This window comes from Bradyrhizobium genosp. P (assembly GCF_049949265.1).
In the GTDB taxonomy this organism is placed as follows: domain Bacteria; phylum Pseudomonadota; class Alphaproteobacteria; order Rhizobiales; family Xanthobacteraceae; genus Bradyrhizobium.
Genome location: NZ_CP188195.1, coordinates 6,047,105 through 6,067,763 on the forward strand (window position 1 = coordinate 6,047,105; position 20,659 = coordinate 6,067,763).

The window sequence follows — 20,659 nt, forward strand, 5'->3', positions numbered from 1 at the left end:
ATTTGGCGAGAGTCAGGCCTCCGGAAACGTTTCGAGATGACACGCCACCCACTGACCGTCTCCGGCCGACCGAAGCTCCGGCTCCTCTGCTTTGCAGCGATCAAAGACGAATGGACACCTGGTGTTGAAACGGCATCCGCTCGGTGGATTGATCGGGCTCGGCACGTCACCCTTCAGGATGATCGGGTTTCTGATAGCGCCGGGCTCCGGCACCGGCACGGCCGAGAGTAACGCCTTGGTGTAGGGATGCCTCGGCGCGGTAAAGATTTGCTGCCTCGGCGCCATCTCGACGATCTTGCCGAGATACATCACGGCGACCCGGTGCGTCATGTGCTCGACCACAGCCAGATCATGGCTGATGAAGAGCAGCGCAAGACCGAACTGCTGCTGCAGATCCTGCAACAGGTTGACGATCTGCGCCTTGACCGAGACGTCGAGCGCCGACACCGCCTCGTCGCAGACGATCAGGTCGGGCTCCGCCGCAAGCGCGCGGGCGATCCCGATGCGCTGGCGCTGACCGCCGGAGAATTCGTGCGGCCGCCGGTTCAACGCGTCGCGCGGCAGGCGCACGGTGTCCATCAGCGTCGCAACCCGAGCCTCGAGGTCGGCGGAAGACTTGGCGAGACCGAAATTGCGGATCGGCTCGGCCAGGATATCGCGCACGCGCATCCTCGGATTGAGACTCGAGAACGGATCCTGGAACACCACCTGCACGCGGCGACGCATGCTGCGCAGCCCCGCAGGTGAAAGATCGTCGATGCGCTGGCCATCGAGCACCACCTGACCGGCGGTAATGTCGAACAGTCGCAGGATGGCCCGGCCGACCGTCGACTTGCCGCAGCCGGATTCACCGACCAGCGACAGGGTCTCGCCACGTTCGACCTCGAAGGACACGCCGTCCACAGCGTGGACCAGGCCGGACCTGCGGCCGAACAGGCCGCCGCGAACCGGGAAATGCTTCTTGAGGTCGTTGACCTGGAGTAGCGGGGTGCTCATGCCACGGCCGCTTCTTTGGCGGCGTAGTGGCACGCGGCGATGTGGCCGGGGCCCTTCTCTTCGAGACCCGGCGTGACCTGGCGGCAGAGATCGGTCGCGAGCGCACAGCGCCCGGCGAAAACGCAGCCGACGATTGCCTTCTTGAGGCTGGGCACCTGCCCTGGGATCTCGGCAAGCCGCCGCGCCGTGCCGGTGAGAGATGAGCCGAGCCTGGGAACCGCGCCAAGGAGGCCCTGCGTATAGGGATGACGGGGGGAGCGGAACAGTCCGGCCACCGGCGCTTCCTCGACCTTGCGGCCGGCATACATCACCATGACGCGCTCGGCGATCTCGGCGACCACGCCGAGATCATGGGTAATCAGGACGATCGCCGCACCGACGCGGCGTTTGAGGTCCAGCATCAACTGCAATATCTGCGCCTGAATCGTCACGTCCAGCGCCGTGGTCGGCTCGTCGGCGATCAGTAGTTTTGGATTGCAGGCGAGCGCCATGGCGATCATCACGCGCTGGCGCATGCCGCCCGAAAGCTGATGCGGATACTCGCGCACGCGCCGCGCCGGCTCGGGGATGCCGACCAAATTCAGCATCTCGATGGCGCGTGCCTCTGCGGCCTGCTTGTCCAGTCCCTGATGCATCCGTAGCGTCTCGCCGATCTGGCGACCAACGGTCAGCACCGGGTTGAGGCTCGACATCGGCTCCTGGAAGATCATCGAAATGTCGTTGCCACGGATGGCGCGCATCTCGCGCTCGGACAGTTGCAACAAGTCTCTGCCCTGGAAGCGGACTGCCCCCGCGATTTTGCCCGGCGGCTCGGAAATAAGCCGCATCAGCGACATCGAGGTGACCGACTTGCCACAACCGGATTCACCGACGATGGCCAGCGTCTCGCCTTCATCAACCTGAAAGGACACCCCGTCGACGGCGCGGTTGATCCCGTCCGGGGTCCGGAAATGGGTCTGCAGATTCTCGACTTCGAGCAATGCCATTGGATCAAAAACCTCGACTGCCCTACAGGCTCTCTACAGGCTCTTGGCCATGCGCGGATCGAGCGCATCGCGCAGACCGTCGCCGAGCAGGTTGACGGCGAGAACGGTGACGGACAGGAACACGGAAGGGAAGAACACGATGAAAGGCTTGACCTGCCAAAGCGCCCTGCCCTCGGCCATGATGTTGCCCCAAGATGGAATGGTAGGCGGTGTGCCGGCGCCGATGAAGGAGAGGATCGACTCCACGATCATCGCGCTGGCGCAGATATAGGTGGCCTGGACCAGCATCGGCGCCAGCGTATTCGGCAAGATGTGGCGCACGATGATCATCGGCGTACGCGTGCCGGAGGCGACGGCAGCGTCCACATAAGGCTGCTCGCGCAGTGACAGCACGACGCCGCGCACGAGACGCGTGACGCGCGGAATCTCGGCAACAGTGATGGCCAGGATGACGTTGCCGACGCTGCCGCGTGTCAACGCCATCAACGCAATCGCGAGCAGGATCGGCGGTATCGACATCAACCCGTCGATGAACCGCATGAGGATGCCGTCCGCCCATCGCACGAATCCCGCAATGAGACCGATGGCAAGACCGGCCAGCGAAGCCAGGATTGCCACCGAAAGGCCTACGGTCAACGAGACCCGTGCCCCGTAAAGCACGCGTGAATAGATATCGCGGCCCAGCATGTCACTACCGAACCAGAATTCCGCGGATGGCGCGCGCGTACGCTTGGCGGGCGCGAGGGCAGTCGGGTCGACGGTGCCGAGATAGGGCGCGAAGATCGCGATCAATACCAGGCAGAGGAGCAATGCGGCGCCAACCGCAACCGTCGGATGATTGCGGAGAAAGCCGAGCAGGCCGCGCCGGATCTTCACCGGCTGCAGCAGATCAGGCAGCTGCGACGCGATCACGAGGCCGGGCGGCAGGGCAGCGGTGCTGGTGCTGGATACGGTCAATAGCGGATCCTCGGATCGACCAGTGTATAAATGACGTCGACCATCAGATTGACCAGCACGTAGAGGAAGCTGAATAGCAGCACGATGCCCTGGATGACCGGATAGTCGCGCCGCAGGATCGCATCAATCGTCAGTCGGCCGAGGCCCGGGATCGCGAACACGCTTTCGGTCACCACCGCGCCGCCGATCAGCAGGGCAATGCCGATGCCAATCACCGTCACGATCGGGACCGCGGCGTTTTTCAGCGCATGAACGAACAGGATGCTGGGCATCCCGAGGCCCTTGGCGCGGGCGGTGCGGATATAATCCTGCTGCAGCACTTCGAGCATCGAGGCGCGGGTAATGCGCGCAATCAGCGCGATATAGACGCAGCCGAGCGCGACCGAGGGCAGGATCAGATTCTGCAGCCATGGCCAGAAGCCTTCGGCCAGCGGCGTGTAGCCTTGCACGGGAAGCCACTCAAACTTGAGCGCGAACACATAGGCGAGCACGTATCCGACCACAAAGACGGGAAGCGAGAAGCCGAACACGGCGAATGTCATGATGGTGCGATCGATCCAGCTTCCCGCTTTCCACGCCGCCACCACGCCGAGCGGGACTGCGATGAGGATCGTCAGCAGCAGCGTGAGCACCATCAGCGAAAGCGTCGGTTCGATGCGCTGCGCGATCAACGTCGAGACCGGCAGGCTGGTGAAGATCGAGGTGCCGAGATCGCCGTGCACGATGTGCCAGAGCCAGGACCCGAACTGCACCAGGAAAGGCCGGTCGAGGCCGAGGCTCTGGCGAATCCGTTCAACGTCGGCGGGGCTGGCCTGATCGCCTGCGATCACCACGGCCGGATCGCCCGGCGCAATGTAAAGCAGACTGAATACGAACAGCGCGACGATCGCCATCACCGGCAACGTCGCGAGCATGCGCCGCAGGATATACGAGACCATGTCGGTTCACCGTGCCGTCATGCCGCCTTCGACACGCCCCAGAAGAACGGCAGCGGCCCCTTGACGATCCCGGAGATGTTCTTGCGCCACGCCGTGTAACCCAGGAAGAAGCCGGTCGGCGCATAGACCACGTCCTCGAGCGCCGCCTTGTTGAGACGATTGATCGTGGCCTTCTCCTCATCGAGGTTCTTGGCGTCGAACCATGCCACAACCTCCTTTTCCACGGCCTCGCTCGTCGGCCATCCGAACCACGCCTTGTCGCCATTGGCGCGAATGGCGTTGTAGGGGGCAGGATTGATGCAGTCGGCGCCGGCGTGCCAGGTGTGGAACATCTGCCAGCCGCCCTGCCCCGGAGGCGTCTTCATGGCCCGGCGGGAACCGACCGTGCCCCAATCGGTCGCGACGAAGTCGACATTCATGCCCAGCTTCTTCAGCAAATCCGCGGTGACGTCGCCCTGCGCCTTGGTGATCGGTTGATCCTGCGCGACGAGGCAGGTGACGGGCTGGCCCGAATAACCGCTCTCGGCCAACAGCTTCTTGGCCGCGTCGAGATCGCGCTTACCCTTGAGTATCTCGCCGCCCGCCTCTGAATAAAGCGGCGTGCCCGGCGTGAAGAAGCCCGGCAGCGTCTTCCAGAGCGAGGTGTCATCCCCAACCAGCGCCCGCATGTAATCTTCCTGGCTCATCGCCATGAGCACGGCACGCCGCGCCCTGACGTCGTTGAAGGGCGGATAGAGGTGGTTCATCCCGAACGAACCGACATTGCCGAGCGGGTCGGCGATGTCGACGTTGATGTTGCGGTTGCTCTTGAGTACCGGCACCAGATCGGTGATCGGACTCTCCCACCAATCGACCTCGCCGTTCTGCAATGCGGCTGCTGCGGTGGCGGGATCCGGGATGACCACCCATTCCAGGCGGTCGATCAGTATCTGCTTGCCGCCGGCGAGCCAGGACGCCTTCTCCTGCCGCGGCACGTAGTCGGTGAACTTCTCGAACACCGCCTTGGCGCCGGGGACCCACTCGGCCTTCGCGAACTTCATTGGCCCCGAACCGACATAGTCCGTAATCTGCTTGAACGGATCGGTCTGCGCGATGCGCTCCGGCATGATGAAGGCAATCGGCGTGTTGTTCTTGCCCAGCGCATAGAGCAGCTTCGGATAAGGCTGCTTCAGCACCAATTTGAACGTCTTGTCGTCGACGGCGGTCAACTCCTGCTGGAGCGCCTTGATCATGAGTCCCATCGGATCGCGGACCGACCAGCGCGCAATGCTCGCAACCACGTCCTTGCTCCGCACCGGCTCGCCGTCGTGGAACTTCAGCCCCGACCGGAGACGAAAGGTCCAGCTCAGGCCGTCATCGGTGACCTCCTCGGACTCGACCATCTGGCGCTGTGGCTGCAGCATCGCGTCGACGCCGTAGAGTGTGTCCCACACCAGCGCGGCCGCGTTGCGCACGACATACTGCGTCCCCCAGATCGGATCGAAATTCGCAAGGTTGGCCTGGGGCACGAAGCGCAAAGTGCGCGCCGCGGCGCCTTGGGAAAGGGCGGGCATCGAAAGACCGCCCATCGCCGCCAGGCTGCCTGCCCCGGCCAATCCTTTCAACAGGGTCCTGCGATCCATGAAACTCTCCAAGCGTCGGGTTAATGTGGCGATTCCGTCCGTTTTCGTCGGCCAGGGTTCGGCGCCAGGTGAGGTGAAACGGTCGGACCGATGATAAGTGCTTATTTTGCGTGCAAATGGTATGCCAGCGGCCAGGGCATCAACATAGTTATGTTGTCGATCAGGACCTTAACCGGAAGGCTCGACGCTGACGACGCCGTCGATCAGATTGAGGCCGAGCAAGAATTCCGAACTGAACTGCGTGCGCAACAATGGCTCGACGACGATGCCGCGCGCCAGCGCGGCGGCCTCTTCGCGGCGCGCTGCGACCGCCCGCTCAATCGATACCGCCTCGAAGTGGAACGTGGCTCCCGGTCTCGCCTGCGCCAGCCGGCCAAGATCGGGACCGATGACGGTCGCGATCTTGGGATACCCTCCGGTCGATTGACGATCGGCCATCAGGACGATCGGACGGCCATCTCCCGGCACCTGGATCGCACCCATCGCAATCCCGTCGGAGACGATATTGTAGCCGCGGGCGTGCGTCAGTCGGGGGCCGTCGAGAAAACACGCCATGCGATCGCCTTTGGCGGAGACGGTCCACGGCCCGGCCAGAAACGCTGATATCTGATCGTCGGCGAAGTAATCCTGTTGAGGACCGAGGACCACGCGAACGGTATCGATCGGGCGGTCGAGCCAGGGCGCCATGATAGCGCCCTGCGACGGCACCGACGACCCCGACGGTTCGATTCCGAGGCCATCGCCGGCGACGATCGCGCGGCCGTTCATGCCGCCGAAGCCGGTGCGGGTGTGGGTGGCGTGCGAACCAAGCACTTTTGGCACGACGAAGCGACCCGCCACCGCGAGATAGCACCATGAGCCACTGCGCCCGGCACGAATTTTCAGCACCGCGCCTTCATCCAGATTGAGAACCATCGCAGGCGGCAGCGGCCTGCCGTCGAGGCTGAGCGCAAACTCGCCGCCGGCCACGGCAATATGGAGCGGCGCGGATTGGGCGGTCACTTCGACACCCCCCACGGAGACTTCGAGTGCGGTGGCGCCTGCGGGATTGCCGACGGCGAGATTGGCGGCGGCATGCGCCAACCGATCCATCGGGCCTGCCGCGGTGACGCCGAACCGCAGATAGCCGTGACGACCAGCATCCTGCAATGTCACCCCCGGCCCGGCCGAGAGCACGCGAAGGATCGCATCCGACGCGACAGCCGTCATGCGGCACTCATGCGGGCAACGACCTCGCCGCTTGCTGCGCGCCGCTCCATCTCCCGAAAGGTCGCCAGATCGATCGAGTCGAAGCGCAAGAGCTCGCCGGCCTGAATCAAAAAGACATCCTGCTGCTCCGCTGCGTAAAGACGCTCCGGAGTCCGGCCGATGACGTACCAGCCGGTCGGCATCACGAAGGGCGCAACAACGCAGAGGCCGCCGCCGATCAGAACCGCACCTGCGGCATGCGGCGGCCGGGGTGTCGGACGGCGCGATATCTTGAGGGCCTCCGGCACGCCGCCGAGATAGGGCTGTCCCGGCGTGAAGCCGCACATGTAGACCCGATACGTCGCCTTCAGATGCAACGCGACCGCTTCGTCACGGGTCAGCTTCAGGAGTTGTGCCGCCTCGTCGAGATCCTCAGCCAAGGCCGGATCGTAGCAGCAAGGCAATGTCCAAATGGTGCCTTGGCCACGCCCTTCCACGGCGGCTTCGATCGCCCGGCGCACGGTAGCAACCAGCGTGCCCCTGTCTATCTCCAGAGGATCGTAGTGGATCATCAGTGAGCGGTAAGTGGGAACAAACTCGCGCGTCCCCGCGGGAGGATCGGCGCGCAAGGCCGCATCGAGCGCAAGCACCCTGTCGTTGATTGCGGGATCGACGGTCTCGCCGAACTGGACGACGAGCGCGGCCTCTCCCGCATCGAGGAAGCGCGGGTTGCACAGCGCTGGATCGGGATCGACCCGACGTGTCATGCCGCAATTGGGCTGAATGGCTTCAAAGCGACACCGGCACGCTCCAGACGCTCGCGAACACGGCGAGCGGTCGCGACCGCATAATCGGAATCGCCATGAACGCAGATCGAGCGAATGGGTGTCGGCAGGTGCTTGCCGCTCGCCGTGATCACCGACCCGGTTTCGACCATCTCAAGCACGCGCGCAGCGGCCTCCTCCGCGCCTTCGATCATCGCGCCGGGCTGGCCGCGCGGAATCAACTGGCCGGTCTCGGTGTAGCCGCGATCGGCATAGATCTCCTGATAGACTTCGAGCCCGGCGGCCTCACCGGCCGCGACCGTCTCGGTCAACGCGATGCCAAGCATGGCGAGACCGGGATCGACCGCGCGTACGGCCCGCGCCACCGCATCGGCGACGCTGCGTTCTTCGCAGGCGATGTTACCGAGCGCGCCGTGGGTCTTCACGTAGGTAATGCGATGCCCGGCGTAAGCCGCAAGCGCGGCAGCGGCGCCGATCTGATAGGCAACAAGCCTTTCGATCTCCCCATTCGTGAACGGGAGGCGGCGGCGGCCGAAGCCCCACAGATCCGGGAATCCGGGATGGGCTCCGACGGCAACGCCGCGCTCGCGGGCAATGGCAAAGGTCCGCGCCATCACCTCGGGATCGCCGGCATGAAGCCCGCACGCCACATTGGCCGAGGTGACGATCGAGAGCATGGCGGCGTCGTCCCCGCAACGATAGGTCCCAAACCCTTCGCCAAGATCGGAATTGAGATCAACTGACGGCATGGTGGCCTCCTCGACGTTGCTGATGCCGGTCAGGCGTTCATTGGCCAGAGCGCTTCGGCAAGCGCCACTGCTGCCGGAAAGATCGTGACGAATGAGCCATTAACGTACTGGACCAGCACGGGATCGGCATCCACATTCTGCCCGTCTGCCTGGAACTTGACGCGCTTCCACGGCATGATGGTGCGCTCACCGGGAATCTCGGTTGCCACGAGGGCCTCGCGAATCTTGTCGCCGTCCGTCGACTTGGCGCGATCGATCGCATCGGCAAGGACGAGCAGCCCCATCAGCTCACGCGAGGTACTGTCGTTCAGGTCACGGCTGGAACGCACCTTGAACATGTTGTTGACCTTGAGAACGCTCGGCCGCTTCTCGGCCATATCGAGCGAGAAGCTCGCGCGCGAGATGATGCCGACCGCCTTGTCGCCGACCGCGTCGAAAAAGGCCTTGTCGGAAAAGCCGCTCGCCTGGGCGACGATATTTCTGGGCTTGTAGCCCAGTTCAGCCATCGTCCGCATCAGCAGGATCGCATCGGTGATATAGCTCGACGGCATCAAGACGTCGGGATCGGTGGTCTTGATCTGTTGCACTTCAACGCCCAGGGACGGCGAGTTCGATTTGTATTTGATGTCGGCGACAATCTTGTAGCCTCGCTCGGCCGCCAGCTCGCGCTGCGTGTTCGAGGAATCGGTGCCGAAGATCGTATCCTCGAAAAACAGGCCAACGGTCTCGATCTTCTTTCCCTTTGCCTTCTGGGCGTCGAGGAAATCGAACATCGCGGCCGAGAACATTTCGTCCTGTGCGGCCGGACGGAAGAAGAATCTCAGCCCGCGGCGCGCCAGGCTTGGCGACGAGGAATCTGCGCACAGGAACGGCAAGCCATAGCGCTCAGCGACCGCACTGACGGTGGAGGAAACCGACGACAAATAGCAGCCGATCAGGGCGCAGACTTTCTCCTGGGTGATCAGGCGTTCGGCCTCCGAGCGGCCCTTTTGCGGATCGGACTGATGGTCGGCGAAAACCAGCTTGATCTTGGCGTTGCCGAGCCCGGCCAGACCTGCATTCTTTGCCGTCGGCAAATCCAGATCGTAGGAGTTGTTGATGATGTCAGCCGCTGTTTCCATCGCGTGGCGGGCGTCGACACCCACTTGCGCGTTCGCACCGGACATCGGAAACAACACCCCGATGGCAACTTCCTGGCCGGATTGGGCAATCGCAGGTCCCGTCACACCTGACAGCGCCGCAAAGGACAGCATTGACGCGCCGCTCATCAGCACTTGTCTGCGATTCATCCGATTGCTCCTCTGTGTGGGCTTGCGCCCGTCGGTTTCAACCTCGAAAGTCCGGCAGCGATCCTGTCGTCAGGCGGCGAGAGCGACGCTGGAACGCCGATCAGCGGCCAACTCTTGCAGCACCCCTGCAATCTGCTTGATCTTGTTGGCCTTGAGATCCCGCAGCGGCGGGCGGACCGAGCCCCCGTCGAAGCCGCGCAGGTTCATGGCGGCCTTGGTGGTCTGCGGCTGCCCGAACTCCCGTGCCAGCGTGCGGAACGGGTACCAAAGCCGGTGCAGGTCGCGCGCGGCCGCCGCGTCGCCGACTTCCAGTGCCCGATAGGCCGCGAGAATCAGTTCCGGCAACGCGCAGCTGTTGGTCGAGCTGATGCCGTCGAATCCGCACATCATCGGACCGAGGAAGGCGAGGTCCGACGCGCAGAACAAACGGATGCGTCCGCCGATCCGGTTGGCAATCTGATCGATCGCCGTCGGCGACAGGTCGCCCTGCTTCACGCCGACGACACCGGGAATATCGGCGAGCTGCTCCAGCGTCGACGGCGACAAGGTGATGCCGATGCCCGGCGCGTTGTAGACCAGCACGCCGGTCCGCGAACACGGCACCATGTCGCGAAAGAACGCAACAATCTGTGCATCGGTGACCTCCGAGACGAAAGGCGGGGTCACCATCGGCAGGCCGCCGAGATCGCCGGCGAGCGATGTCAGTTCGCGAACGACGCGGACGTCGGAGCCCGCGCTGCACAGCATCACCGGAACGCGATCGCCGACGATGTCCGTGACACGACGGAACAGATCGGCTCGCTCGTCGCCCGACATCGCCGGAAACTCGCCGTAGGTGCCGCCGATCAGGATTCCGTCGAAGCCGAGGCCGATGACCCGTTCGATATTCCGCGCCAGGCCCGGGTAGTCGAACGCGCCATCAGCGATTGGAAGGCAGACGATGCCTAAGACTTTTGCAGGTTTATTTGCCTAGAATTGCACCAGCAGGTGATTGTACTATTGGCAGCTGACCGTACTCTCGTAACGCTCCCTCAAATCGTCCAATAAGCCATGGCGCTTTCAGCTCGTCAGAGCAGTTTCCATCTGGCCAATCAGCTTCTCGACGTCATCCGTGACGCCAAGCTGGAGCCGGGCCATCACCTGCGCGAGCAGCAGCTTGCCGATCTAATCGGCGTTTCACGCACGCCGATCAGATCGGCGCTCGAGGTGCTCGCGAAGCGCGGCATCGTGGAGACGCGAAAGAACCGCGGATACTTCGTGCGAACGCCGTTCGACTCGTTGCATCGCATCGAGATCGAGGTTCCATCGACGGCCGACGAGAGACTCTACCAGCGGCTGGTCCGCGACCGCCTGGACGACGTCGCTCCAAACTCCATGACCCAAAGCGAAATCGCGCGCCGCTATGGCGTCGACCGGGCCGCGCTAACGCGTACCCTGTCGCGGCTCGCCGAGGATGGATTGATTGCAAAAAATAAGGGTCACGGATGGACCTTCCTTCCAACGCTCGACTCGCTGGTCTCGCTCAAGGCCAGCTACCAATTTCGTCTCACGCTCGAGCCCGCCTGCTTCCTGCTGCCGACATTCCGGCCGGGTCTCGCGGCAATCGAGCGGATGCGGCTGCAGCATTTGTATCTGATCTCGCATCCCGACATTGCGACGGTCAGCGGCGCACAACTGTTCGAGACCGATGCGGCGTTTCACGAAATGTGCGCCGAATTCTGCGGCAACGCCTTCTTCGTCCAGGCGATCCAGCACCAGAACCGGTTGAGGCGGCTGCTGGAATTCGGCAGCTACGTCAACAGCCGCCGGGTCCAGGACTGGTGCCGCGAGCACGTCACGATCATCGATGCGATAGCGGCAGGAGATTTGGTCCAGGCCTCCGCCAAGATGCGCATGCACCTTGAACACGCCTTGGCCGCGGCACCATCTGCGCAAGAGAATGACGGCTGACGATCCGGCATCAGCCTGACACCGCACATTCAGCGTTCCGGAGGCGGCTGTGCGCCGGTACGACTGGTGATCAGGCCGTAATGCTCGATGCGGCGGTGCTGTGCGAAGTTGAAGATCGTGTCCTTGCCGAAGGCGGTGGCGTCGAGATCGCAGCGATGAACCAGCAGTTCGTCTTGTTCGGTTTTGGCTTCCACGACGATCTCGCCGTCGGGATTGACGATCAGAGTGCCACCGATCAGGGGGTGACCATCTTCGACGCCCGCCTTGGCGACACATACGACCCATGTCGAGTTCTGGTAGGCACCAGCCTGCACGGAGAGCCGGTTGTGGAACAACCGCTTCGCGGGTCCCTCCTCACTCTTCTCGGCGTTCACCGAGGGCGTGTTGTAGCCGATCATCACCATCTCGACGCCCTGCAGGCCCATCACGCGATAGGTCTCCGGCCAGCGCCGATCGTTGCAGATCGCCATGCCAAGGATACCACCAAGCGCTCGCCAGACGTCGAAACCGAGATCACCCGGCTCGAAGTAGCGTTTCTCCAGATGCTGGAAGGCGCGCTCGGTATCGAATTCCGAATGACCGGGCAGATGAACCTTGCGGTACTTGCCGACGATCCGGCCGGATTTGTCGGTCAGGATGCAGGTATTGAAATGATGCCCGTCCGGCGTCAGCTCGGCGTAGCCGAAGTTCATCGCCATCTGGAATTTGGCAGCCCGCTCGAACAGCGGCCTGGTCGCCGCATTCGGCATCTCGCGCTCAAACCAGCGGTCGACCTCGGATTGATCCGTCATGTACCAGCGCGGAAAGAACGTGGTGAGCGCCAGCTCCGGATAGACGATGAGATCGGCGCCCCCGGCCTTGGCCTCATCCATCAGCGCGATCATGCGCGTGACGACCGCTTCTCGGCTGTCGGCCTTCTGGATCGGACCCATCTGGGCGGCGGCTACATTGATAATGCGCATGAATGACTTCCTGATTGCCCTACTTGGTGTTGCGTTGCGCGCCCGACCAAGCGCACTGACAGTGCCTCGAATCTATGCGGACTGCTTACGCAAGTGGCGCATGCCCCGGCTCCGTCAGCGCTCCGTCACTCATTAAGGGAAAACCACCCGCGAATTGCAATCACCTATCCTATGATATTTCAGGCCAGCCAATAACCGGCACACTTGGCTATGCTCCGCTCAAAGCCTGTACGATGTCAGCGATCAGATCAGACGGATGCTCGATGCCGATCGATAGTCGGATCGTGGAGTCGAGAACGCCGATTCGTTTACGGATGTCGGCAGGAACGCCGGAATGGGTCATGGTTGCCGGCAGGCTGGCAAGCGACTCGGTGCCGCCCAGGCTCACCGCCAGCTTGAATATCTGCAGGGCATTTAGAAATTTCTCTGCGGCCGCCTGACCTCCGACGATGTCGAACGAAAATGTAGATCCCGCACCGCTGCATTGCCTCGCGAACAGGCGGCCGGCGACAGACTCTGCTTCGTGGTGACCGAGGTAATGGACCTTTGCCACCTTGGGATGGTCGCGCAGGTAGTCCGCCACGAGCCGGGCGTTTGCGTCGGCCTTTTCCATGCGCAAGCTCAGTGTTTCCAGCGACCGGCCAAGCATCCAGCAGGAATGCGGATCAAGCTGAGTGCCGATGGCACTACGCAGCGCCTTGACGTCCTTCATGAGGGTCTTTGAGCCGAGCGCCGCGCCCGCAATCAGGTCGGAATGGCCGCCGACATATTTGGTCAGCGAGTACAGCGAAAGATCCGCGCCGTGCTCGATCGGGCGCTGAAACACCGGTCCGAGCAAGGTGTTGTCGCATGCGACGACCGGCGTGTGGCGCTGCGCCTTGCCGATCATGTCGGCGATGCGGCGGATCATCGCGATGTCGACCAGGCCGTTGGTGGGATTGGCGGGGGTCTCGATGAGGATCATCGCAACCCGCCCCTTGCGCATCGCCTCTTCCGCCGCCTGCCGGACGATGGACTCATCAAGACCGTCGGCAAAGCCGACGGCGCCGATCGAAAACCCTGCAAGTGTTTTCACCAGCAACGTTTCCGTTCCGCCATAAAGCGGTTGCGAGTGCAGAATGACGTCGCCAGGCCGGACGAAGGCGAGGATCGTGGTCGATATCGCCGCCATGCCCGACGCGAACAGCGCGCAGCTTTCCGCGCGCTCATAGACCGAAAGCCTGTCCTCGACGATCTCGCTGTTTGGATGATTGAATCGCGAATAGACGAGACCGGCGCCCATGCCTTCCGGCGGCTCGCGGCGACCCGAGACAAAATCGAAGAAATCCTTGCCATCTTCGGCGGTCCTGAAGACGAAGGTCGAAGTCAGGAAGACCGGTGGCTTGACGGCTCCCTCCGACAATTGCGGATCGTAGCCATAGTTCAGCATCTGCGTCTCGGGATGCAGCACGTGATTTCCGATATGAGTCTTCGACGGAAATGGTTTCACCATGGCCTGCCTCGATGTCTTGAGGAAACGACGAACCTACTACGCACCTGTGGCAGTATTAATTCTCCAGCGTGCTACACTGGCAGACTGGGCAGATCGAGCCCGTTGGTACGGGCAGATTCAATCGCGCTTTCGTAGCCGGCGTCGGCATGACGCATAACACCGCTCGCCGGATCATTCCACAAGACACGTTCGAGACGGCGCGCTGCATCCGGAGTTCCGTCGGCGACGATGACCATGCCGGCATGCTGCGAGTAACCGATGCCGACACCGCCGCCGTGATGCAATGACACCCAGGTGGCCCCGCTCGCACAATTGAGCAACGCATTGAGCAGCGGCCAGTCGGACACCGCGTCCGAGCCATCGCGCATCGCTTCGGTCTCGCGGTTTGGACTTGCAACCGAGCCGCTGTCCAAATGGTCGCGGCCGATCACGATCGGCGCCTTCAGCTCACCGCGCGCCACCATCTCGTTGAAGGCCAGGCCCAGCCGGTGGCGATCGCCGAGGCCGACCCAGCAGATCCGCGCCGGCAGCCCCTGGAACTTGATCCGTGCTTTCGCCATGTCGAGCCAGTTGTGCAGATGCTTGTCATGCGGCATCAGCTCCTTGACCTTGGCGTCGGTGCGAAAGATATCCTCAGGGTCACCCGACAGCGCCGCCCACCGGAATGGTCCGACACCGCGGCAGAACAACGGACGAATATAGGCGGGCACGAAGCCAGGGAAGTCGAACGCGTTGTTCAGCCCCATATCCTTCGCCATCTGGCGAATGTTGTTGCCGTAGTCGAGGGTGGGAATGCCTTGGGCGTGGAAATCGAGCATCGCTTTGACGTGATGGACCATCGACGTCTTGGCCGCGGCTTCAACGGCCTTGGGGTTGGCCTCGCGTTTCGCCTCCCACTCGGCAAGCGACCAGCCTTTCGGCAGGTAACCGTTGATGGGATCGTGCGCGCTGGTCTGGTCAGTCACGATGTCGGGTCGTACGCCGCGGCGCACCAGCTCCGGAAAAATCTCGGCCGCATTTCCGAGCAGACCGACCGAGACCGGTTTCTTGCTCTCAGCGCTCTCCGCCATGACCGCAAGCGCCTCGTCGAGCGTGCCGGCCTGACGGTCGAGGTAGCCGGTGCGCAGCCGCATCTCGATTCGGCTCGGTTGGCATTCGACCGCGAGCATGGACGCGCCGGCCATCGTGGCGGCAAGTGGTTGCGCACCGCCCATGCCGCCGAGGCCCGCCGTCAGGATCCATCTGCCGGCAAGGCTGCCGCCGTAATGACGACGTCCGACCTCGACAAAGGTCTCATAGGTGCCCTGCACGATGCCCTGACTGCCGATGTAAATCCAGGAGCCTGCCGTCATCTGGCCGAACATCATCAGGCCGGCTCTGTCGAGCGCATTGAAGTGATCGAGCCTCGCCCAGTGCGGCACGAGATTGGAGTTCGCAATCAGGACCCGCGGCGCGTCGGCGTGGGTGCGGAAAATTCCGACCGGCTTGCCGGATTGAACGAGCAGCGTCTGATCGCCCTCGAGCTTGCGCAGGGACGCGACGATCCGATCGAAACTGTCCCAATCGCGGGCGGCGCGGCCGATGCCGCCATAGACGACGAGCTCACCGGGCCGCTCGGCAACATCAGGATCGAGATTGTTCATCAGCATTCGAAGCGGCGCCTCCGTCAGCCAACTCCTGGCGCTGATGTCGGATCCGCGAGGAGCCCGGATCGTGCGTTCGTTGTCCAGCCGGCTATTCATGAGGCGACCTTTCAGGCAAGCGATGGAAACGGATTTTGCGCGAGCACCGACATGGCGACGCTCGGCAGCATGCCGGCCTCGACCAGCGCCTTTGCCTTCGCGAGGTCGTCGGCCATGTAGCGGTCGGGCCCGAGCGCCGCCACCTGCTCGCGCAACACGGCAATGACGGCAGCAAGCGCCGGGCTCGTCAGGTGCGGCAGACGCAGGTCAATGCCTTGCGCCGCGACCAACAGCTCGATGCCGAGAATGGCGGCAAGATTGTCGGCCATATCCGACAGCCGTCTCGCGGCATGCGCCGCCATCGAGACGTGATCCTCCTGATTGGCGCTGGTCGGCGTCGAGTCGATCGAGCACGGCGCGGCGCGCTGCTTGTTCTCGGCATACAGCGCGGCCGCTGTCACTTCGGCGATCATGAAACCGGAATTGAGGCCGGGTTCCGGCGTGAGAAACGGCGGCAGCCCGAAATTCAATGCAGGATCGACCAGGGTCGCGATGCGCCGCTCGCTGATGGCGCCGATCTCCGACAATATCAGCGCGATCTGGTCCGCAGCGAAGGCGACTGGCTCCGCGTGGAAATTTCCGCCCGAGACGATTTCACCAGTCTCAACCAGGACCAGCGGATTGTCGGTAACGGCATTGGCTTCGATCGTCAGCGTCCGCGCGGCCTGCACGAGCACATCAAGCGCTGCGCCAGCAACCTGTGGCTGGCAGCGCAGGCAATAAGGATCCTGCACACGCTCATCGCCTTCGAGATGCGACTGTCTGATATCGCTGCCATCGAGCAAGCACATGAGGGCCGCGCCGGCCGCGATCTGTCCGGCATGCCCGCGCAACTGCTGGATCTCGGGGCGGAACGGCGCCGTCGACGCCATGGCCGCATCAACCGACAGGGCGCCCGTCACCAGCGCAGCGCAGGTCAGTCGGTGGGCGCGCAGCAAGCCGGCAATGGCGTAGGCGGTCGAGAACTGGGTGCCATTGATCAGCGCGAGCCCTTCCTTCGGCCCGAGTGTCAACGGTGCGAGACCAATGGCCGCCAGCGCTTCACTGCCCGGCACGGTCCGACCATCGACGATCGCCTCGCCTTCGCCGATCATCACGGCAGTCATATGCGCAAGCGGCGCCAGATCGCCGGAGGCGCCGACCGAGCCCTGCTGCGGCACCAGCGGACAGACGCCGCCTGCCAGCATCGTCTGCAACTGCTCGATGATCTCCCGCCGCACGCCCGAAGCGCCACGCCCGAGCGAGATGATTTTCAGGGCCATCATCAGGCGAACGATCGGCTCGGGCGTCGCTGGACCCACTCCGCAGCAATGCGACACGATCAGATTGCGCTGAAGCAGCGCCGTCTGGTCGGCCGCAATGCGCGTCGAGGCCAGCTTACCGAACCCGGTGTTGATGCCGTAGGCGGGAACGTCGGCACGCGCGGCCTTCGCGACGATGTGCGAGGCCGCCTCGACGCGCGGCCAAAATGCGGGATCGAGCACGACAGATGCGCCCGCAAGCACGCGCGCCAGATCATCGAGGCTGACCGTTCCCGGCGCAACGACAAGCGCGGGTTCCCGTTCCGTCATCGTCCCCTCCACACCCGGCTGTGCAACGGATTGAAGCCGATCCGGTAGACCAGCTCGGCGGGACGATCGATGTTCCAGATCGCGAGATCGCACCATTTACCGGCCTCGAGCGTGCCGACGTCATCAAGCAGGCCGAGCGCGCGTGCGCCTTCCCGCGTGGTGCCGGCGATGCATTCGGCAATGGTCATCCGGAACAGCGTCGCCGCCATGTTCATCACGAGAAGCAGCGACGTCAGCGGCGAGCTGCCCGGATTGCAATCGGTCGCCAACGCCATCTTGACGCCATGCTTGCGGAACAGTTCGACCGGCGGCTTCTGCGTTTCGCGAGTGAAGTAGAAGGCCCCCGGAAGCAGGACGGCCACCGTTCCGGCCTTCGCCATCGCCGCCGCGCCGGCCTCATCGCTATGCTCCAAATGATCGGCGGACAGCGCGGAGAAACTTGCGGCAAGCGCCGCGCCCCCAAGATTCGACAGCTGATCGGCGTGCAGCTTGACGGGCAGCCCCAAAGCTTTTGCGGCCTGAAATACGCGCGCCGTCTGCTCACCGGAAAACGCGAGGCCCTCCATGAAGGCGTCCACGGCGTCGGCAAGCCCGGCCTGGGCGACCGCCGGAAGCATCTCCTTGCAGACAAGATCGATGTAGCGGTCCTTGTCGCCATCAGCTTCGGGCGGCAGGGCATGCGCACCGAGAAACGATGTGCGGATCGCGACCGGCCGCTTGCTGCCGAGGTGACGCGCGGCCGAAAGCTGTCGCATCTCGGTCTCGGTGTTGAGGCCATAGCCGGACTTGATCTCGATCGTCGTCACGCCCTCGCCGATCAGCGCGTCAAGTCTCGGTAGCGCGCCGGCGACCAGCTCGGACTCGGTTGCCTTCCGCGTTGCCGCAACGGTCGAGACGATGCCACCTCCGGCGCGTGCAATCTCTTCGTAGCTTGCGCCCCTGAGCCGCAGCTCGAATTCATGCGCGCGGTTGCCGCCATAGACGAGATGGGTGTGACAATCGATGAGGCCAGGCGTGATCCAGCGGCCCTCACAATCGATCCGTTCGGCCGCGTCGGCATCCGCCGGAAAGTCCGATTGCGCGCCGGCATAGACGATGCGGCCACCGCGTGCAGCGACCAGGCCGCGCTCGATCTCGCCGAGATCGGGACGATCCGTTTGCATCGTGGCGAGCCGGGCATTGTGCCAGATACGGTCGAAGCGCTCAGCCATGCGATCGTCCCTCGACTCGAGATGCTTGACAGATATGTCTAGACATATAATCGTGTCGACGTTCTGTCCAGCCGGCTGGAAACATGACACGACTGCATTTCGCTTTCGCGCTGTTGCCCTCGGGCTGGACCGACAACGTGCGGGTAGTCGTCACCGACGGCACGATCGCGGAAATGACGGCCGGCATTGCGCCGGACGCCGGAGACGAACGCCACCAGATCGCGGTTCCCGGACTGGCGAGCCTGCACAGTCACGCGTTTCAGCGCGGCATGGCCGGGCTTGCCGAACTCCGCGGCGACACTACCGACACGTTCTGGACCTGGCGCGAGACGATGTATCGCTTCGCACTGGAAATGACGCCGGATGACGTCGCCGATGTCGCAACCTTGCTCTATGTCGAGATGCTCGAGCAGGGCTTTACCCGCGTCGGCGAATTTCACTATCTCCACCATGATCGCGATGGCTCGCCCTATGGCAACCCTGCCGAGATGGCCGCGCGAATTGCGGAGGCCGCCGAGACCGCCGGTATCGGACTCACGCTGCTGCCAAGTTTTTACGCGCATGGCGGCTTTGGTGGCGTGGCACCACACGCCGGCCAGCGCCGCTTCATCTGTTCCGTCGATCAGTTTGCCGCACTGGTGGCAGCCTCGCGCAAGGTGGTTGGCGAATTGCCCGGAGCCAATATTGGTATCGCGCCGCACAGCCTGCGGGCGGTGACACCGGATGAATTGGCGGCGATTATTCCGCTCGCCGGAGCAGATCCGATCCACATCCACGCCGCCGAACAGACCAGGGAGGTCGAGGACTGTCTCGCCTGGTCGGGCCGGCGGCCGGTCGAGTGGCTGCTCGAACATGCGCCACTCGATCAGCGCTGGTGCCTCATTCACGCGACCCACACGACGGCATCCGAAGTCACCACGCTCGCCAGTACCGGGTCCATCGCCGGCCTCTGCCCGGTGACGGAAGCGAGCCTCGGCGACGGAATCTTCCCCGCCCGCGAATTCCTCGACGCGGGCGGCCGGTTCGGCATCGGCACGGATTCCAACGTATTGGTCGGCATCGCCGACGAGCTGCGCCAGCTCGAATATGGCCAGCGGCTCAAGCACCGCGAGCGCAATGTGCTGTCCGGGGCACCCGGCGCATCAACCGGCCGCGCGTTGTTCGACGGCGCGCTCGCGGGCGGCACCCGGGCACTGGAGCAGCAGAAGGCAGGACTGCAGCCGGGCGCGCGCGCCGACATCGTCACGCTCGACCTCGACCATCCATCGCTGGCCGGACGCCGGGGTGATGCCGTCATCGACGGTTGGATTTTTGCGGCAGGCGGCGGCGCGATCGATTGCGTCTGGGCCGGCGGCAGCAAGGTGGTCGAGGGCGGACGGCACAGGTTTCGCTCAAAAGCGCGCGAACGTTTCAACGCGACGGTGCGGAGGCTGGTGGCATGAGCCTCGCGACCGATCGCGGCAAGGTCGAGGCGGCGGACAGGCTGACGCTCTACAAGCAGATCCGGCACGACATCGAGACGCACATCCTGACCGGGGAATGGCCGCCGGGTCACCGCATTCCGTTCGAGCATCAATTGATGGCGCGCTATGGCTGCTCGCGCATGACGGTGAACAAGGCGCTGTCGGAGTTGGCGCAAGCCGACCTGATCGAGCGGCGGCGGCGGGCCGGCAGCTTCGTCCGTCGCCCCCAGCATCTGTCGGCCGTGCTCAAGATCGCCGATATGCGCGCCGAGATCACCGCACTCGGCCGCAGCTACGGCTATCAGCTTGTTCATTGCGTGCGCCGCGCCGCAACCGCCGCCGATCGTGCCCGCCTCGGCGTGCGCAAGACCGGCAAGGTCGTCGTGATCACCTGCCGGCACAGCGCCGATGACGTGCCGTTCGCGGTCGAAGACAGGCTCATCGATCTCGAGGCCGTGCCGGAAGCGGCGACCGCCGACTTTGCGGTTGAACCACCAGGGTCATGGCTGCTTCATCATGTCCCATGGACAGAAGCCGAACATACGATCAGCGCCGTTGTTGCGGACGATCGCACGGCGGCTGCGCTGGGCATCGCCATCGGCGCGCCCTGTCTCGTGATCGACCGTTACACATGGCGCAGCGCACGAACGCTGACCGCGGTGCGACTGATTTATCCCGGCGACACTCACCGTCTTGTCGCCCGCTTCAACGGGGGCTGAGAAGGTCGGATGCGGCACAATTCATGCAGTGCACTTGGT

18 protein-coding genes are annotated in these 20,659 nt (G+C 63.7%); 3 read left to right on the forward strand and 15 right to left on the reverse strand.

The genetic code is table 11. The features are described from left to right. Positions 1 to 12 precede the first annotated feature (12 nt). The 10 genes from ACP2YO_RS29345 to ACP2YO_RS29390 all read right to left on the reverse strand — a co-directional run bounded on the left by ACP2YO_RS29345 (position 13) and on the right by ACP2YO_RS29390 (position 10,452). Entirely contained in the window at positions 13 to 996 is a 984-nt protein-coding gene (locus tag ACP2YO_RS29345; protein WP_426434624.1) for an ABC transporter ATP-binding protein, read from the reverse strand. Then, complete coding sequence (locus ACP2YO_RS29350) at positions 993 to 1,982, reverse strand: ABC transporter ATP-binding protein (protein ID WP_426434625.1); 990 nt, start codon at positions 1,980 to 1,982, stop codon at positions 993 to 995. Before ACP2YO_RS29350 ends, ACP2YO_RS29345 begins: the two co-directional genes overlap by 4 nt. Before the next feature lie 33 nt (positions 1,983 to 2,015). Further along, on the reverse strand, positions 2,016 to 2,939 hold the full coding sequence (locus ACP2YO_RS29355) for an ABC transporter permease (protein WP_426434626.1): 924 nt from the start codon (positions 2,937 to 2,939) through the stop codon (positions 2,016 to 2,018). Then, positions 2,936 to 3,877, reverse strand: a complete 942-nt coding sequence (locus ACP2YO_RS29360) for an ABC transporter permease (protein WP_426434627.1) — start codon at positions 3,875 to 3,877, stop codon at positions 2,936 to 2,938. Before ACP2YO_RS29360 ends, ACP2YO_RS29355 begins: the two co-directional genes overlap by 4 nt. 17 nt (positions 3,878 to 3,894) lie before the next feature. Continuing rightward, positions 3,895 to 5,499: an ABC transporter substrate-binding protein gene (locus tag ACP2YO_RS29365; protein ID WP_426434628.1), complete on the reverse strand. Its 1,605-nt coding sequence runs from the start codon at positions 5,497 to 5,499 to the stop codon at positions 3,895 to 3,897. Positions 5,500 to 5,667: 168 nt separating this feature from the next. Then, a complete protein-coding gene (locus tag ACP2YO_RS29370; protein WP_426434629.1) occupies positions 5,668 to 6,708 on the reverse strand; it encodes a biotin-dependent carboxyltransferase family protein in 1,041 nt (346 codons plus the stop codon). Continuing rightward, entirely contained in the window at positions 6,705 to 7,454 is a 750-nt protein-coding gene (locus ACP2YO_RS29375) for a 5-oxoprolinase subunit B family protein (protein WP_426434630.1), read from the reverse strand. The genes ACP2YO_RS29370 and ACP2YO_RS29375 overlap by 4 nt, the downstream gene beginning before the upstream one ends. Next, complete coding sequence (locus tag ACP2YO_RS29380; protein WP_426434631.1) at positions 7,451 to 8,221, reverse strand: 5-oxoprolinase subunit PxpA; 771 nt, start codon at positions 8,219 to 8,221, stop codon at positions 7,451 to 7,453. Before ACP2YO_RS29380 ends, ACP2YO_RS29375 begins: the two co-directional genes overlap by 4 nt. Positions 8,222 to 8,250: 29 nt before the next feature. Further along, a complete protein-coding gene (locus tag ACP2YO_RS29385; RefSeq protein WP_426434632.1) occupies positions 8,251 to 9,510 on the reverse strand; it encodes an ABC transporter substrate-binding protein in 1,260 nt (419 codons plus the stop codon). Positions 9,511 to 9,579: 69 nt separating this feature from the next. Further along, on the reverse strand, positions 9,580 to 10,452 hold the full coding sequence (locus ACP2YO_RS29390; RefSeq protein WP_426443343.1) for a dihydrodipicolinate synthase family protein: 873 nt from the start codon (positions 10,450 to 10,452) through the stop codon (positions 9,580 to 9,582). Positions 10,453 to 10,560: 108 nt separating this feature from the next. Here ACP2YO_RS29390 and ACP2YO_RS29395 point away from each other — a divergent pair, with 108 nt between their 5' ends. After that, entirely contained in the window at positions 10,561 to 11,460 is a 900-nt protein-coding gene (locus tag ACP2YO_RS29395) for a GntR family transcriptional regulator (protein ID WP_426434633.1), read from the forward strand. Positions 11,461 to 11,489: 29 nt separating this feature from the next. Here the strand turns inward: ACP2YO_RS29395 and ACP2YO_RS29400 are convergent, their stop codons facing one another. The 5 genes from ACP2YO_RS29400 to hutI form a co-directional block, all read right to left on the reverse strand. After that, positions 11,490 to 12,422, reverse strand: coding sequence for an N-carbamoyl-D-amino-acid hydrolase (locus ACP2YO_RS29400; RefSeq protein ID WP_426434634.1), 933 nt, complete (start codon positions 12,420 to 12,422; stop codon positions 11,490 to 11,492). A gap of 208 nt (positions 12,423 to 12,630) precedes the next feature. Beyond that, positions 12,631 to 13,914, reverse strand: a complete 1,284-nt coding sequence (locus ACP2YO_RS29405; protein ID WP_426434635.1) for a cystathionine gamma-synthase family protein — start codon at positions 13,912 to 13,914, stop codon at positions 12,631 to 12,633. A 71-nt stretch (positions 13,915 to 13,985) separates the two neighbouring features. Next, positions 13,986 to 15,656, reverse strand: a complete 1,671-nt coding sequence (hutU, locus tag ACP2YO_RS29410; RefSeq protein WP_426434636.1) for a urocanate hydratase — start codon at positions 15,654 to 15,656, stop codon at positions 13,986 to 13,988. Positions 15,657 to 15,667: 11 nt separating this feature from the next. Then, positions 15,668 to 17,227, reverse strand: coding sequence for a histidine ammonia-lyase (gene hutH / locus ACP2YO_RS29415; protein ID WP_426434637.1), 1,560 nt, complete (start codon positions 17,225 to 17,227; stop codon positions 15,668 to 15,670). Beyond that, a complete protein-coding gene (gene hutI / locus ACP2YO_RS29420) occupies positions 17,224 to 18,438 on the reverse strand; it encodes an imidazolonepropionase (RefSeq protein ID WP_426434638.1) in 1,215 nt (404 codons plus the stop codon). Before hutI ends, hutH begins: the two co-directional genes overlap by 4 nt. A gap of 83 nt (positions 18,439 to 18,521) precedes the next feature. On the opposite strand from hutI, the gene ACP2YO_RS29425 reads away from it, so the two are divergent. Continuing rightward, a complete protein-coding gene (locus ACP2YO_RS29425; RefSeq protein ID WP_426434639.1) occupies positions 18,522 to 19,880 on the forward strand; it encodes a formimidoylglutamate deiminase in 1,359 nt (452 codons plus the stop codon). Then, positions 19,877 to 20,620, forward strand: coding sequence for a histidine utilization repressor (hutC, locus tag ACP2YO_RS29430; RefSeq protein WP_426434640.1), 744 nt, complete (start codon positions 19,877 to 19,879; stop codon positions 20,618 to 20,620). Before ACP2YO_RS29425 ends, hutC begins: the two co-directional genes overlap by 4 nt. Positions 20,621 to 20,659: the final 39 nt, after the last annotated feature.